This is a genomic window from Arthrobacter sp. DMZ02-1R, assembly GCF_057747935.1.
On sequence record NZ_CM173230.1, the window covers coordinates 4,309,231 to 4,323,866 of the forward strand.

At 65.2% G+C, this 14,636-nt stretch carries 14 protein-coding genes; 12 read left to right on the forward strand and 2 right to left on the reverse strand.

All coding sequences use genetic code 11. From position 1 onward, the window contains the following. Positions 1-263: 263 nt before the first annotated feature. Positions 264-1,460, reverse strand: a complete 1,197-nt coding sequence (locus AC3ANQ_RS20470; RefSeq protein ID WP_488302727.1) for an MFS transporter — start codon at positions 1,458-1,460, stop codon at positions 264-266. 82 nt (positions 1,461-1,542) lie between these two features. Then, complete coding sequence (locus AC3ANQ_RS20475) at positions 1,543-2,763, reverse strand: ROK family transcriptional regulator (RefSeq protein WP_488302728.1); 1,221 nt, start codon at positions 2,761-2,763, stop codon at positions 1,543-1,545. A gap of 176 nt (positions 2,764-2,939) precedes the next feature. On the opposite strand from AC3ANQ_RS20475, the gene AC3ANQ_RS20480 reads away from it, so the two are divergent. The 12 genes from AC3ANQ_RS20480 (at position 2,940) to AC3ANQ_RS20535 (ending at position 14,592) form a co-directional block, all read left to right on the forward strand. Then, positions 2,940-4,040, forward strand: a complete 1,101-nt coding sequence (locus tag AC3ANQ_RS20480; RefSeq protein WP_488302729.1) for a Gfo/Idh/MocA family protein — start codon at positions 2,940-2,942, stop codon at positions 4,038-4,040. After that, a complete protein-coding gene (locus AC3ANQ_RS20485; protein WP_488302730.1) occupies positions 4,037-4,846 on the forward strand; it encodes a hypothetical protein in 810 nt (269 codons plus the stop codon). The genes AC3ANQ_RS20480 and AC3ANQ_RS20485 overlap by 4 nt, the downstream gene beginning before the upstream one ends. A gap of 126 nt (positions 4,847-4,972) precedes the next feature. Further along, on the forward strand, positions 4,973-6,292 hold the full coding sequence (locus AC3ANQ_RS20490; protein WP_488302731.1) for an ABC transporter substrate-binding protein: 1,320 nt from the start codon (positions 4,973-4,975) through the stop codon (positions 6,290-6,292). 13 nt (positions 6,293-6,305) lie between these two features. Then, positions 6,306-7,286 carry a carbohydrate ABC transporter permease gene (locus AC3ANQ_RS20495; RefSeq protein ID WP_488302732.1) on the forward strand — a complete coding sequence of 327 codons (981 nt, stop codon included), beginning with the start codon at positions 6,306-6,308 and terminating at the stop codon, positions 7,284-7,286. Continuing rightward, the gene (locus AC3ANQ_RS20500; protein WP_488302733.1) at positions 7,286-8,179 is read left to right on the forward strand and encodes a carbohydrate ABC transporter permease; all 894 of its coding nucleotides are present in this window, start codon (positions 7,286-7,288) and stop codon (positions 8,177-8,179) included. The genes AC3ANQ_RS20495 and AC3ANQ_RS20500 overlap by 1 nt, the downstream gene beginning before the upstream one ends. A gap of 40 nt (positions 8,180-8,219) precedes the next feature. Next, complete coding sequence (locus AC3ANQ_RS20505) at positions 8,220-8,969, forward strand: sugar phosphate isomerase/epimerase family protein (protein ID WP_488302734.1); 750 nt, start codon at positions 8,220-8,222, stop codon at positions 8,967-8,969. Then, a complete protein-coding gene (locus AC3ANQ_RS20510) occupies positions 8,966-10,111 on the forward strand; it encodes a Gfo/Idh/MocA family protein (RefSeq protein WP_488302735.1) in 1,146 nt (381 codons plus the stop codon). Before AC3ANQ_RS20505 ends, AC3ANQ_RS20510 begins: the two co-directional genes overlap by 4 nt. Positions 10,112-10,120: 9 nt before the next feature. After that, complete coding sequence (locus tag AC3ANQ_RS20515) at positions 10,121-11,305, forward strand: Gfo/Idh/MocA family protein (protein WP_488302736.1); 1,185 nt, start codon at positions 10,121-10,123, stop codon at positions 11,303-11,305. Between the two features lie 49 nt (positions 11,306-11,354). Continuing rightward, positions 11,355-12,353 carry a sugar phosphate isomerase/epimerase family protein gene (locus tag AC3ANQ_RS20520; RefSeq protein ID WP_488302737.1) on the forward strand — a complete coding sequence of 333 codons (999 nt, stop codon included), beginning with the start codon at positions 11,355-11,357 and terminating at the stop codon, positions 12,351-12,353. Between the two features lie 3 nt (positions 12,354-12,356). Beyond that, the gene (locus AC3ANQ_RS20525) at positions 12,357-13,232 is read left to right on the forward strand and encodes a 3-keto-disaccharide hydrolase (protein WP_488302738.1); all 876 of its coding nucleotides are present in this window, start codon (positions 12,357-12,359) and stop codon (positions 13,230-13,232) included. Next, positions 13,229-14,095, forward strand: a complete 867-nt coding sequence (locus tag AC3ANQ_RS20530) for a TolB family protein (protein ID WP_488302739.1) — start codon at positions 13,229-13,231, stop codon at positions 14,093-14,095. Before AC3ANQ_RS20525 ends, AC3ANQ_RS20530 begins: the two co-directional genes overlap by 4 nt. A gap of 32 nt (positions 14,096-14,127) precedes the next feature. Then, positions 14,128-14,592 carry a heme-degrading domain-containing protein gene (locus tag AC3ANQ_RS20535; protein ID WP_488302740.1) on the forward strand — a complete coding sequence of 155 codons (465 nt, stop codon included), beginning with the start codon at positions 14,128-14,130 and terminating at the stop codon, positions 14,590-14,592. The last annotated feature ends 44 nt before the right edge of the window (positions 14,593-14,636 follow it).

Genomic DNA, 14,636 nt, shown 5'->3' on the forward strand with positions numbered 1-14,636 from the left:
GGAGGCAGCCCAGCGACGGAACCCCACCCAAGTCGCTCGCAGTTGTCGTCGTTTTGACCGCTCATAACGACAACAACTGCGGGGGCCCACGCCGCCAGGGTTCCCTCGCCGTGGGCCCCCACCGGCGAGGGCCCCTGCCTGAGCTTGCGAAGGCTGGGAGCCGGTGGGGACTTGCGAGGCGAGGGTGGCGGTGGGGACTACTTGGGTGTACGACGGCGGGACTCCCCTGCCGCAAGCGAACCCGCCTAGCGATGTGAACCCGCCTAGCGCTGCCTGGCCACCCAGCGCACTGAGAGGGTGGTGCAGACGCAGAACGCGGCTACCGAACCAAGGATCACCAGGAGTGGCACGGTCCAGCCTTCGGAGATGCTGTGCGCGTAACCGACGATGGTGGGAGCCAAGGCCGCGAAGCAGTAGCCGACCCCCTGCACGACGGCGGACATCTTCCCTGCCGAGGCTTGGTCGCGCGCAAACTTGATGATGGCGATGAAAATGACTGTGATGCCACCACCCTGCGCGACTCCGCCTAGGGACGACCATAGCCACCACCAGCCAGGGGCCAACAACAAGCCCAAAGGTACCGTGAGCCACAGGGCACTCAAGGTGACCGCCACCGCCGTCGTACTGGCGAAACGGGCGATGAGCGGCACGCCGAGCCCGCCCACAATCGCGAAGATCTGGAAGAGCGATGACCCAGCGCCGGCTTGTGCGGTGCCCATACCGAGTTCATCGGACAGGAAGCTCGGAAGCCACGCGGTCACGCCATAATACGAGAATGCCTGGCCGGCGAATCCCAGGGTCAGGCCAACGGTCAGCCAGCCAACGCCGGTGACGTTGCCGGCTCGCGACCCGTCGGCGGACGGAACGGGAGCCGGAACGAAAGCTTGCCGGGCACCGACCGTTGGGACCCAGAACAGAATGGCCGCCAGGGCAAGGAGGGCACTCGCCCCCAAGGCAAGCCGCCAGCCCACAAGTTCTGCGAGCGGGGCCGTGGCCACCGAGGTCAGGAAGGACCCGATGTTCAGCGTCGCCGTGTAGACGCCCATCGCGGTTGCCTGGCGTCGAGGCGCAAAATCGCGGCGAATGATGAGCGGCACTGCGATGTTGCCGATAGTGATGGCTAGGCCGATGAGGACAGTACCCACCATGACCGGAATCCCGCCGCCGCTGGAGCGGATCACGACGCCGGCCAGCACGCCCGTGAGCGTGAGCATCACCGCGAATTCGGCGCCGAACCTGCGCCCGGCCAGCGAAGCCAGCGGCGCGGCGAGCGAGAAGCAGAGGACGGGGATGCCAGTCAGCAGCCCAAGTTCCACGGGCGAGAATCCAAGGTCCCGTTTCAGGGAATCCACCACCGGCGCCACCGCGACGAAAGGTCCGCGCATGTTGAGGGCTATGAGGCCGATGCATGCGAGGATCAGCCAGCCTCGTGGCACCTTGGCGAGGAACTGGCCGGTCATGGGGTGCGCTGGAGGGCGGGGAAGGAAGGCATCACCTCATTGCTATCACGACCCGCCGTTGCTGAACGCTACGCGACGCACCTCAGCCCGTTGCTTGGAGCGTGGCTTCAATCACTGCCGGGGAGAGGACGTGCTGGGTGACCATCTGGCTCGCGCCGAGGATCGCGGCCTGGTCCCCTGCCATCGAAATGCCGATGCGCAGATGCGAAGTAGCCAGCGGGAGGGAGCGCCGGTAGACCACTTCACGGATGCCTGCAACAAGGTGCTCGCCGGCCTCCCCAACACTGCCGCCGATCACGATCATCGAGGGGTTGAGCAGATTCACCACGGTTGCCAGGACATCGCCGACATCGCGTCCGGCCTGCCGCAGTGCCTGAATGGCCTGGAGGTTTCCCTCGGCAACGAGCCGCAGCACGTCGCCGCCGTTGGTGGCCTCCAGTCCTTGGGCCTTCAGTTGGCGGGCGACGGCGGGGCCGGAGGCGAGTGCTTCAAGGCACCCGTAGTTCCCGCAACGGCAGAGGACGTCGTCGCCACGGGGAACCCTGACGTGACCGAGGTCCCCGGCGGTGCCGTTGGCGCCCCGCTGCAGCTCCCCGCTACTGATGATGCCCGCGCCGATGCCCGTGGCGATTTTGACGAAGAGCAAGTTGTCGTGGTCCGGCCAATACGCTGTGCGTTCGCCCAAGGCCATGATGTTGACGTCGTTGTCCACCAGTACGGGAACCGGCAGCGAGCGCTGCATGTAGCGGACTACGTCGAATCCGTCCCAGCCGGGCATGATGGGCGGCTTGACCGGCCGGCCGGTGTCGTGTTCCACCGGGCCGGGCAGTCCAATTCCGATTCCGGCCAGGTCTTCGAGGCCGCGGCCCGCTTCGGCGAGGAGCTCCCGCCCTTCGGCCACAATCCTGCCGAGAACCACATCGGGACCGTCGGCGACTTCCTGCGCCAACCGGCGCTCGGCCAGGACTGTTCCGCCAAGATCGGTGACGGCGACGATCACGTGCGTCGCTCCGACGTCGACGGCTAGGACAACGCGGGCCGCAGGGTTGAAGGCAAAGCGCGACGGCGGCCTGCCGCCGCTGGAACTCGCCTCACCGGCAGGGCCCACGAGTCCGGAGTTCATAAGGGCGTCGATGCGCGAGGCGACGGTGGAGCGGGCCAGTCCCGTGGTGATGGCGAGTTCGGCCCGGGTCCGTGCCTGGCCGTCGCGAAGAAGCTGAAACAGATCTCCTGCACGCGAGAGGCTTCCGGCGTCCTGTACGGAGCCGTCCTTGCCGGGCGCTTTTTCGGGTGCTGAGGTCATGCATCAGTGATAGCACGATTGCTTATGGGTGTCACGCAGCAAAAGATTGTCGATTGATTTTCAACTTTTGCTTGCTCATCGTCAAAAGTCGTCGTAGGTTGTTTGTGAGAAGGGTCACGTAGCCCACGAAGCCGCGTTGAAACTCAGAGACTCCGTTTACGAAGAGGTAACTGATCTTGTCCAGCCACTCACAGGCAGCACCGTTAGGATCACCACAGCCCCTTGGCGTCGGCATTCTTGGCGCCGGCCCAGTCACCCAAGCAATCCACTTGCCTTCCCTTGCCCGGCTCCGGAACATCCTGGAAATCCGCCACATCATGGACGTCGACGCCGCAGTCGCCGAATCGGTCGCAGCCCGCGTCGGCGCCAACCACAGCACCAGTATGGACGCGCTCCTGGGCGATCCCGACGTCGACATCGTGGCCATCTGCAGCCCCCACCAGTTCCACGCAGGCCAAGTCATCGCCGCATGCCGCGCCGGAAAGAAAGCTGTCCTCTGCGAGAAGCCCTTCGCGATGAGCGGCGAGGAAGCGGCACGGATTTCAGCGGTCAGCGAGGAAACCGGCGTTCCGATCATCGTGGGCGCCATGCACACTTTCGATCCCGGCTGGCTCGCAGCCGAGGCCAACTGGGGTGATCTCCCTGAAACGGCCCACACCATCCGTTCCTCCATCGTCCTTCCGCCCAATGCCCGCTTCGAAGACTTCGCCACCGAAATCCTCACCCGGCCCGCCGGCGGCGCCCCCGACTACAGCGATGTGGAAGTCATCAAGAACGCCCTTCGAGGCGGCATCATGGGACTCGCCATCCACGATCTTCCGCTCGTGCGCCGCTTCACCCCGGATTTCGAAGACCTCGAAGTCCTCCAGGCCCGGCATGTCCGCCCCTTCGGCTACGTGATTTCCCTGCGTGCCGGAAAACAGGGCGCAGGCAACCGGACTATCGAATTGCGTGCAGCCATGAACAAGACCTGGAAGCCGGAATGGGCCTTCGAGGCGATCTCGGATGAAGCAGCCCTTCGCGTGGACTTCACTCCTTCCTATGTACAGGCGGGCTCGGCGGTCGCAACCATCACCCGCGGCTCCACAAGCACCACATACGGGCCGTTCGAGCACAACGGATACGAGGGCGAGTGGCGCGAACTCGCCGAACTAGCCCTCGGAACCAAGCAGCCGCCGTCCGCCGAAAGCCTCATCAACGACCTCACCTTCGCGATCGCCATTGCCGATGCCACCGTGGATCTCGCCGCTGTTGAATATGCAGGAGCCCGCTCATGAGCACCCAGTACACGGTCACTGCCACCCCGCAGGCCGAAGAGAGGGGCGCAGTGGGACTCGCCGTCGCCTCGCTGCCGGCGAGCTTCGGTCCCGCCAGTGAGGCGACACCGACGTTCATTCCACAAATCTCCGCCATCGACGGCGCCCCGGGCTGGACCACCGAGGCCATCAAGGCGATCGACGGCGGAGCGCTGGGCATCGTCGTGGTCAATCCGGTCCCGGAAAACACCGCCGCCCTGCGCGATGCCGCTGAAACAGCCGGCGTCGCGGTTGTCCTGGACCAGCGCTGGGCATCCAACCCCGGACTCGCTGGAGCCGAAGACGCCGTCCGTTCGGTAGCCGGCCGCGCCGCCATGCTCGACACCGTCGCCACAGCCGCGGCAGGAACCAATCCGGACCGGCTCCTCACTGAGCACCTCGCCGCCGTCGTACGCGTCACCGGCCAACTGGACGCGCTTCGCGTCCTGCGCCGCGGCACGCACGGCTACACGGTTTCCGGCCGACTCCCCAACGGTGCCCCGGTTTCGCTCCAGGGCGTACTGAGCAACTCCCGGCCCGCCGGCGTCGACCTCCGCCTCTACACCGACGACGGCGGTGTCAGCATTGCGGTCCCCGAACCGCTTGCCGCCTGGCCGGCAGAAGTCCGGGCTACCGGACCCCAAGGGGAAATCCTCCTGCCCACACTTTACGAATCCGCCCACCGCACCACCTGGCGCCGGCTCAAGGAACACCTCGACGCCGGCACTTTCCCCTCCGATCTCGCCGGCTTTGCACGGCTGACGGAATCCATCGCGCACCTGTCCTGAACCCGCGCTCCTCCCCAACTGCAAACCCTCAATAACAGAGCACCAAAAGCAATCATTCACCTTCTCGACGACGAGCCGGACCGCCCCAAACGCGAAGATCACGCAGCGGTCCCGAAAGGAATCATCATGACTGTTCAGTCCGAAGCCAGCCGCAATTTCTCCCGCAGGGGCTTCCTCGGCCTCACGGCAGCAGCAGCGGCAGTCCCGCTACTCGCGGCGTGCGGCGGCGGCTCCAGCTCGAGCTCCAGCGCCGGTGGCGGGATCAAGTTCTGGGACATGCCCTGGGGCACCCCGGCTTATAACGATGCCGCGAAGAAGATCGTCGATAGCTACGCACCAACTGGAAGCAACGGCAAGGCCAGCTACCAGATCATCCAGTGGAACAACTTCTACCAGACCTTCTCCTCGGCCATCGCGTCCAAGACCGGCCCCGCGGTATCCACCGGTGGTGGCTTCCAGGCCTTCCAGTTCGAGCAGCAGGGCCAGATCGCCTACGCGGACAAGGTCATCGACGCACTGAAGAAGAACGGCCAGTTCGACGACTTCCTGCCGGGCGTGCTGGAGCCCTTCAAGACGGACAAAGGCTACGTCTCCGTGCCATGGCAACTGGACATGCGCCCGCTGTGGTACCGCAAGTCCCTCTTCGACCAGGCCGGCGTGGCGGTTCCGACCGACTGGCCCAGCCTGCTCGAGGCGGGCAAGAAGCTCAAGAGCATCGGTGCCGTAGGGTTCGCCACGGGCTCGGGCGCGGGCAACAACATCGGCAACCACTTGATGATCATGATGATGATCAACAACGGTGGTGGCGTCTTCACCAAGGACGGCCAGCTGGACGTCATGAATGACCGCAACGTCGAAGCCATTGAGTTCCTGCTCGAGCTGGTCTCCAACGGTGTCGTCGACCCCGCGGCGGTCAGCTACACCACGGACAACCTCGATGCGCAGTGGAAGAACAAGAAGGCGGCCTTCGGCATGTATGTGCTGGGCCTGCCGCAGCGCGTGGGCGACACCTCCGGAGACCTCCTGGTGGCGAGCCCGATGGCCGGTCCGCACGGCGACAAAGCCGCACTGGTGTTCCCGAACAACATCATGATGTACAAGAACACTCCTTCCCAGGAGTCTTCCGAGGCCTTCCTGACCTACTACATGGGCCAACTGAAGGAACTGTGGCGGCAGAAGCTGATGAACGGACTGCCGGTCTTCAAGTCCATCACTGAACTTCCCGAGTTTGCGGGCGATCCCAACAACGTCAAGATCGTCAAGGAATACCAGCCGATCGCGAAGACCTTCGCCGCACAGGGAACCTCCCTCAACGCCAACCTTGCTGTCCTGGACGGCGGCCAGGCACTGAACCAGCTCACCCAGACCATCCTCACTGGCAAGACCGACGCCAAGACGGCGCTGCAGGCCTTCAAGACCGGCCTCGAATCCGTGATCAAGAAGTAAAGCGGCCCCTGCCATGTCATCAACCACCGCACAGTCCGGCCTGGCCCGGGCCCGCCGGGGGCTCGCCCCTGGCGGGCCCGGGGGCGGGTCCCATCACCGCACCGGTGAATTGAACCGCAAGAGCAAACTGTCGGGCCAGACCCGCCGGACTTTTTTCTGGCTTCTGCTGCCCTCCATCGTCCTGCTCATCCTGATCAACGGCTACCCGCTGATCTACGCCGGCGTCCAGGCTACCCACGACGGCTCCCTCATCGACACCGGCAACTTCGTCGGCGTCGACAACTTCGCCACCGTGCTGTCCTCGCCCGCCTTCTGGAAGGCTGCCCAGTTCACGCTGTGGTTCACCATCGTCGGTGTCTTCGGTTCCTGGCTGGTGGGCCTGGGCCTGGCGCTGCTCCTGCGCACCAAGATCCCGGCGGGAGGCACCTTCAAGGTCCTGCTCCTGCTGCCCTGGGTGGTGCCGATCGTGGTGTCCTCCACTGCCTGGAACTGGCTCGTTGCCACCCCGGACAGCCTCATCCCCTCGCTTTTCCGTGGTCTTGGCCTGGGCACACCGCTGTTCCTGGCCGACCCGCACCTCGCCGCCGTCATGGTCATGGTCTTCAAGGTCTGGGTCAGCTTCCCCTTCATGATGATGATGATCTCCGCCGCACTGGCCTCCGTGGACACCACCGTCTATGAAGCCGCCAGCATGGACGGCGCCAGCAAGTGGCAGCAGTTCACCCAGATCACCCTGCCGATGATCGCCCGCTCCACCTACATCAGCTGGATCCTGATGACGATCTTCTGCGTCAACGACTTCCCCACCATCTACCTGCTCACCGGCGGCGGCCCCGTCGACGCCACCACTTCCCTCGTGGTCCTGGCCTACCGCAGCGTCTTCCAGGACTTCCAGACCGGTCCCGGCGTCGCCATCGCCTTCCTCATGACCCTCACCCTCGTCGTCGTGTCGGTCTTCCTGTACCGCCAGATCCGAAAGTCGAGCGTCGAATAATGAGCGCAGTTCTCCACGCCCACCCCGCATCCGGACCCGCGCTCGGCGTCGCGGGACCCGAGAAAACCCGCCGCGCCCTGTCCGAAGCCGGCCTGCGCGGACGCTGGTGGCGGTTCGTCCTGATCCTTGCCATCACCGCGATCGTCCTCGTCCCGATCATGGTCACCGTGGTCTTGGCCCTCACCCCAGGCCCGAACAGCACCGCCACCGGCCTGACCCTGGAAAACATCACAGGTGTCTTCTCCAAGACCCTCGCCGGCACCTGGCTGACCAACAGCCTCGTCACTACGCTTTCCACTGTGATCGTCTCGGTCGCCGTCGCAGCACCCGCCGGCTACGTCCTCTCGCGCGGCCGCTCCAAAGCCGTCTCCGGCTACTCCCTGCTGCTGTTCGTCATGCAGTCCCTGCCGATCATCACCTCCGTGGTGCCGCTGTTCATCCTGTTCGCGGGGATGGGACTTGTGGACAACCTGCTCGGCCTGATCATCATTTACGTCGGCTCCACCATGACGGTGGCTACCTGGATGATGGCCGCCTACTTCGACTCCATCCCGGTCAGCCTCGAGGAAGCCTCCTGGATCGACGGCTGCTCCGTGTTCGGATCGTTCACGAAGGTGGTGCTGCGCAATTCCCTGCCCGGCATCCTGTCCACCGCCATCTTCGCCTTCCTCCTGGCTTGGAACGACTACCTCGTCGCAATCGTGTTCCTGCGCTCCAACGAGATCTTCACCCTGCCTGTGGGCGTGCAGTCCTTCTTCCAGCAAAACATGACCGACTGGTCCGGCGTCATGGCCCTCGCCGTCGTCATGATGCTCCCGCCCATCATCGTCTTCGCCACGCTGAACAAGTACTTCAGCGTCGGCGGCATCGGCGGATCCCTCGCCGGCCGCTAATCGAACTCTTTTCACGCAACTGACAACGCAAAGGAAAACCATGTCTTACTCCATCCAGCTGTACACCTTGCGCAATGCCATGCAGGAAGACCTGCCGGGCACCATCAAGAATGTTGCAGAGATCGGCTTCACGCAGGTTGAACCCTACAATTTCGTGGCCACCGCGAAGGAACTGGGCGCTGCTTTGAAGGAGAACGGGCTGAGCGCCCCGTCCGGTCACGCGCCGTTGCTGAGCCAGGACCAGGACGAGATCTTCGCCGCCGCCAAGGCACTCGGCATCAGCACGGTCATCGACCCGTACCTGCCCGCCGAGCACTGGCAGAACGCCGAAGACATCCAGACCACCGCGGCCAAGCTCAACGCCGCAGCCAAGAAGGGCGCCGAATACGGCATCCGCGTCGGCTACCACAACCACGCCTGGGAGCTCGAGTCCAGCATCGAGGGCCAGACAGCCCTGGAGTACTTCGAAGGCCTCCTTGACCCGGAACTGGTCCTGGAAGTGGACACCTACTGGGCATCCGTCGGTGGCCAGAACCCCGTGGAACTGCTCGCCCGCCTGGGTGACCGCGTGAAGTTCATCCACATCAAGGACGGCCCCGGCACCACGGACACGAAAGCCCAGCTGCCGGCGGGCCAGGGCACCATTGCGGTGCTCGACGTCATTGCTGCCGCGACGTCCCTCGAGGTGGGCGTCGTGGAGTTCGACGACTATGCCGGAGACATCTTCGAAGGCATCGCCGAAAGCCTCGCCTTCCTTCAGAACAACGCAGCACAGGACGTGAACGCATGAGCGCCGCAACGCACCAGTCCACCCCCTCCACCCCGTCTTCCCGTCGGGGACCCGTGGGCGTCGCCGTCATCGGCGCCGGCAACATCAGCAAGCAGTACCTGGACAACCTCACGGTCTTCCCCGACCTGAAGGTCCACGTCATCGCCGACCTGTTCGAGGACGCCGCGGAAGCCCGCGCCAAGGAATACGGCATCCCCGAGTGGGGCGGCGTGGACGCGGCACTGAACCACCCCGACGTCGAGATCATCGTGAACCTGACCATCCCGGCAGCGCACGTCGAGGTGGCCACGGCAGCCGTCAACGCCGGCAAGCACGTCTGGACCGAGAAGCCGTTCTCCCTGGACCGCGAATCCGGTCTGGCGCTGCTGAAGACGGCCGACGCCGCAGGCATCCGCCTCGGCTGCGCACCGGACACCTTCCTGGGCGCCGGGCTGCAGACCGCCCGGCGGATCATCGAACGCGGCGACATCGGCACCCCGCTGACCGCCCTGACCATGTTCCAGACCCCCGGCCCGGAGTCCTGGCACCCGAACCCGGCCTTCCTGTTCCAGCACGGTGCGGGTCCGCTCTTCGACATGGGCCCGTACTACATCACCGCGCTGGTCCAGACCTTCGGCTCGGTAAGGCGCGTCGCCGCCGTCGGGTCCAAAGCCAAAGAAGTCCGCGTGGTCGGTTCCGGGCCCAAGGCCGGGGAGGAATTCCCCGTCGAGGTCCCCACGCACGTCAGTGCCATGCTCCAGTTCGACGGCGGGGCCTCCTCGCACAGCGTCTTCAGCTTCGAATCCCCCCGCCTGCGGATGGGCTTCGTGGAGATCACCGGCACCGAGGGCACCCTCGAACTCCCGGACCCGAACTACTTCGACGGCGACCTCAAGCTCTGGCGCGCCGGAGCCGAGGAAGCGGAAACCATTCCCGCCGCGGGACCGGCCAACGGCCGCGGCATGGGCGTGCTGGACATGGCCCGTTCGCTGCGCGCCGGTGTTCCGCACCGCGCCCAGGGAGCCCTCGCCTACCACGTGGTCGATACCCTGGTTTCCATTTCCGAGTCCGCCGAAACCGGCACCTTTGTAGGCGTCGACAGCTCCGCCGTGACCTCCCAGGCCCTCCCCGAGGACTGGGACCCGATGGCCGCCACCCTCTAGGAATCACTCATGACACGCTCCGCCCCTACCCCCACCACCCCTCACAACGGCCACGCTGGCAAGACAACCCTGGGTGTTGCCGCCATCGGCTACGCATTCATGGGCAAAGCCCACTCCAACGCGTGGCGGAACGTGGCCAGTTTCTTCAATGTTCCGGCCTTCGAGCAGAAAGTGCTCGTGGGCCGGGACCCGGAACAGGTTGCCGAGGCCGCGGCGAAGTACGGGTGGAGCGAGTCCGCCACAGACTGGCGCCAGGTCCTGGAACGCGATGACATCCACATCGTGGACATCTGCGCCCCGGGCTGGATGCACGCCGAAATCGCCATCGCCGCGCTGGAAGCGGGCAAGCACGTGCTCGTGGAAAAGCCCCTCGCCAACACCCTGGCCGAGGCCGAAGCCATGACGGAAGCCGCGCGTGCCGCCCGGGCGCGCGGTGTCCAGTCCATGATCGGCTTCAACTACCGCCGGGTACCGGCCCTGGCCCTCGCCAAGGAACTGATCGCCGAGGGCCGGCTGGGGACGGTCCGGCATGTCCGGGCCTCGTACCTTCAGGACTGGCTGGTGGACGAGGACTCGCCCATGACGTGGCGGCTCAACAAGGAAACCGCCGGGTCCGGCGCCCTGGGCGACATCGCCTCGCACGCCATCGACCAGGTCCTGTTCCTGCTCGGGGACACCGTCACCGAGGTCTCCGGCCGGCTGCACACTTTCGTGAACAGCCGTCCCGGGGCGGATGGTCCGGAGCAAGTAACGGTCGACGACGCCGCCTGGGCCACGCTGACCCTCGCCTCCGGGGCGGTCGCCTCCGTGGAAGTCTCCCGCATGGCCACGGGCCAGAAGAACTCGCTCAAACTCGAGATCTACGGCGACAAAGGGTCCATCCTGTTCGACTTGGAATCCATTAATGAGCTTGGTTTCCTGGACGCCACGGTCCCGGTCCGGGAGCAGGGATTCCGGCGGATCCTGGTCAACGAACCCGAACACCCCTACATGGACGCCTGGTGGCCCCAGGGCCACGTGATCGGCTGGGAGCACACTTTCACCCACGAAATCCGCGACTTCCTGACCGCCATCGACGCCGGGACACCGCCGTCGCCCTCGTTCGAGGACGGGCTCGCCGTCCAGCAGGTCCTGGCCGCGATCGAGGAATCCGCCGACGCCAAGAGTGCCATCATCCAGGTCGCCGGCCACTGACAGCCCCGGCCTGACGCACGCCCCCCGAAAATTTCTGCAAGGAGAACCCATGCCCCGCCCGTACACCCTGTTCACCGGCCAGTGGGCCGACCTGCCCTTCGAGGAAGTCGCCCGCCTCGCCTCCGGCTGGGGCTACGACGGCCTGGAAATCGCCGTCTCCGGCGACCACCTGGACGCCTGGCGCTGGGACGAACCCGGCTACGTCGAATCCAAACTCGCCGTCCTGGAAAAATACAACCTCAAGGTCTGGGCCATCTCCAACCACCTCAAGGGCCAGGCCGTCTGCGATGACCCCATCGACTTCCGCCACCAGGCCATCGTCGGGGCCAAGGTCTGGGGCGACGGGGACCCCGAAGGCGTCCGCCAACGTGCCGCCGAGGAAATGAAGCACACCGCCCGCCTCGCCAAAGCCCTCGGGGTGGACACCGTCGTCGGGTTCACCGGCTCCTCGATCTGGCAGTACGTCGCCATGTTCCCGCCCGTGCCCGAGAAAGTCATCGAGGCCGGCTACCAGGACTTCGCCGACCGCTGGAACCCCATCCTGGACGTCTTCGACGAATGCGGGGTCCGCTTCGCCCACGAAGTCCACCCCTCCGAAATCGCCTACGACTACTGGACCACCGTCCGGACCCTGGAAGCCATCGGGCACCGCGAAGCGTTCGGGCTGAACTGGGACCCCTCCCACTTCATGTGGCAAGGCATCGACCCCGTCTCCTTCATCTGGGACTTCAAGGACCGGATCTACCACGTGGACTGCAAGGACACCAAGCTGCGCCCCACCGGCCGCAACACCGTCCTGGGCTCCCACCTGCCCTGGGGCGACCCGCGCCGCGGCTGGGACTTCGTCTCCGCCGGACGCGGCGACGTCCCCTGGGAATCGAGTTTCCGGGCCCTCACCGCCATCGGCTACAACGGTCCGATCTCCGTGGAATGGGAAGATGCCGGCATGGACCGCCTCCACGGCGCCCCCGAAGCCCTGGCAGCCCTCAAGAAGTTCGACTTCCCGCCGTCGCAAACCAGCTTCGACGCCGCCTTCAGCCAGGACTAAGGGATGTCCGAGAGTAACGACGGGTTCCTCCCGCTGTTCGACGGCGTCAGCTTGGCCGGATGGCACGCCGCACCCCGGATCTACGGTTCGGTGTATCCCGGTGGGCCGAGCGTCCTTGAGCATTTCGATAGTCTCGGACTTCAGCGCCCCGTGGAGCCGGAGAAGCATCCTGCCCGCTGGAAGGTCGAAGATGGCTTCCTGATCGGCGAGCAGGATGCTCCCGGGAGCGGTTACGGCGGCTACCTTGTCAGCGACCAGGCGTTCGGGGACTTCGAATTGCTCCTTGAGATGCGCCCCGATTGGCCTGCGGACACCGGTGTGATGATCCGGCGTCAACGGGACAGCTGGGAAGGGTTCCAAGTCCTTGTGGACCACCGCCCCTCCGGCGGGATCGGCGGCTTCTTCGGCAACGGGCTCGCGAGTTTCTCGGCGGTTCCGTTCGCGATCGACGTCGTCCGTGACGCCGCCGGCCAGCCCACCGGCCTTGTGGCCGACAACCCGGCCACCTCTGTGGAACCAGTGACGGAAGAGAAGCGTTCCCGGCTCAGCTACGCGGCCGACGTCGACGATTTCCTCAAGGTGTGGCGCTGGGACGACTGGAACGAGTTGCGGATCCGCTGCGTTGGCGACATGCCTGTCATCACCACGTGGATCAACGGCCTCAAGATCGCAGAACTCGATACCGCCACCTTGCAATCCCCCAACTACGACGCCGACGCGGTCTACGAGGTACTTGGTGGCCGTGGACACATCGCGCTCGAAGTGCACGACAACGACGCCATGTTCGGTGAGGCCCGCTGGGGCGTCGGAGCACAATGCAGGTGGCGGAACATCCGGATCAAGGAACTCCCGGCCGGCTCCATCGAGGCCTCACAGTGATACGGGCGCTTCAAGACGGCCAGCGCTGCGAGGTCCGGATCGCGTCCGTCGCCGGCGCTTCCGAGCTCGTTTTTGCCACGGAAGATCTGTTGCTGGAGGCTCCGAACTGGACGCTCGATGGCCAGGCCCTGATCCTCAACGGGGACGGGGCACTGTGGCGGCTAGATCTTTCCGGCGGACTCGAAAAGGTATCCATCACGGGCATCCCGGAGCTCAACAACGACCACGTCCTCGCGCCCGATGGGGTCAACATCTACCTCTCGGCGAATGACGGCCACATCTACCGCGCAGCCCTCGACGGCGGAGAAGCCACCCGGATTACCTCGGACGACGGGTGGTTCCATTTCCTGCACGGAGTCAGCCCTGACGGCCAAACGCTCGCCTACGTGGGCATCGACGGCGGAGACTTTACTCAGCCCGGCAAGCTGATGACGATTCCCGCCTCCGGCGGGGAACCGACTGCAATCAACATCGATGGCCACTGCGATGGTCCGGAATATTCACCCGACGGCGAATTGCTCTACTTCAATACCGAGGCCTTCACGGACCGGCCCGGCCACGCGCAGATTGCCCGTACGCGGCCCGTCGACGGCGGCACGGCAGAACGCCTGCTTGAGAGCGAAACCGTCGACTGGTTCCCGCATCTCTCCCCCGACGGACGCTTCGCCAGCTACATTTGCTTCCCCAGCGGCACGGTGGGCCACCCCGCGGACCTGCCGGTCGACGTCGTTGTTGTTTCTACTAGCGACTGGGCCGCTCCGCTCCACACGTGGCCCCTCTTCGGCGGCCAGGGAACCCTCAATGTCAACAGTTGGTCACCCGACTCCAGCCGATTCGCTTTTGTCGCATATCCAAGCAACTGACACGATCCCGCACATCTCCCGGAAGAGGCTCCATGACTGACATCGCCGCACGAGAAGCACTTGAACGCCAGGAAGAGGAACTGCTTTTCGACTCGTTCGACCACGCAGACGCCTGGAGGCTCGGCTCCCGGCTCACCAGGATGGCACAAGCGGCTGGCCACCCAATCGGCATCGACATCCGGCGGCCCGGACTCATACTCTTCCGCGCTGCGCTGCCGGGCATCACGCCAGACCAGGAATCGTGGATCGCGCGGAAATCCGCACTTGTGCTGCGGATGGAAGCAAGCAGCGCATTAGTCGACGCGCGGCTCTCCTCCGCTGGTATCGACGCGACCGCCGTGGGGTGGCTGGGCGCAGACTATGCCGTGACCGGAGGCTCGTTTCCTGTGCGGGTCCGCGGCGTTGGCGTCGTCGCAGCCGTCACGGCGTCGGGCCTTTCATCACAGGAGGATCATGACTTCATTGTGGAGGGGATCCGCCAACACCTCGCCGACTAGCCAAGAAACTCTTGCCAAAAAATTGTTGAACAATTCCTCCATGT

What these genes read in the sequence shown, in the direction of transcription:
- AC3ANQ_RS20510 (WP_488302735.1), top strand. Translation starts at nt 8,966, where the DNA reads ATGAGCGCCGCAACGCACCAGTCCACCCCCTCCACCCCGTCTTCCCGT.
- AC3ANQ_RS20505 (WP_488302734.1), top strand. Translation starts at nt 8,220, where the DNA reads ATGTCTTACTCCATCCAGCTGTACACCTTGCGCAATGCCATGCAGGAA.
- AC3ANQ_RS20500 (WP_488302733.1), top strand. Translation starts at nt 7,286, where the DNA reads ATGAGCGCAGTTCTCCACGCCCACCCCGCATCCGGACCCGCGCTCGGC.
- AC3ANQ_RS20520 (WP_488302737.1), top strand. Translation starts at nt 11,355, where the DNA reads ATGCCCCGCCCGTACACCCTGTTCACCGGCCAGTGGGCCGACCTGCCC.
- AC3ANQ_RS20525 (WP_488302738.1), top strand. Translation starts at nt 12,357, where the DNA reads ATGTCCGAGAGTAACGACGGGTTCCTCCCGCTGTTCGACGGCGTCAGC.
- AC3ANQ_RS20485 (WP_488302730.1), top strand. Translation starts at nt 4,037, where the DNA reads ATGAGCACCCAGTACACGGTCACTGCCACCCCGCAGGCCGAAGAGAGG.
- AC3ANQ_RS20490 (WP_488302731.1), top strand. Translation starts at nt 4,973, where the DNA reads ATGACTGTTCAGTCCGAAGCCAGCCGCAATTTCTCCCGCAGGGGCTTC.
- AC3ANQ_RS20495 (WP_488302732.1), top strand. Translation starts at nt 6,306, where the DNA reads ATGTCATCAACCACCGCACAGTCCGGCCTGGCCCGGGCCCGCCGGGGG.
- AC3ANQ_RS20475 (WP_488302728.1), bottom strand. Translation starts at nt 2,763, where the DNA reads ATGACCTCAGCACCCGAAAAAGCGCCCGGCAAGGACGGCTCCGTACAG.
- AC3ANQ_RS20535 (WP_488302740.1), top strand. Translation starts at nt 14,128, where the DNA reads ATGACTGACATCGCCGCACGAGAAGCACTTGAACGCCAGGAAGAGGAA.
- AC3ANQ_RS20515 (WP_488302736.1), top strand. Translation starts at nt 10,121, where the DNA reads ATGACACGCTCCGCCCCTACCCCCACCACCCCTCACAACGGCCACGCT.
- AC3ANQ_RS20470 (WP_488302727.1), bottom strand. Translation starts at nt 1,460, where the DNA reads ATGACCGGCCAGTTCCTCGCCAAGGTGCCACGAGGCTGGCTGATCCTC.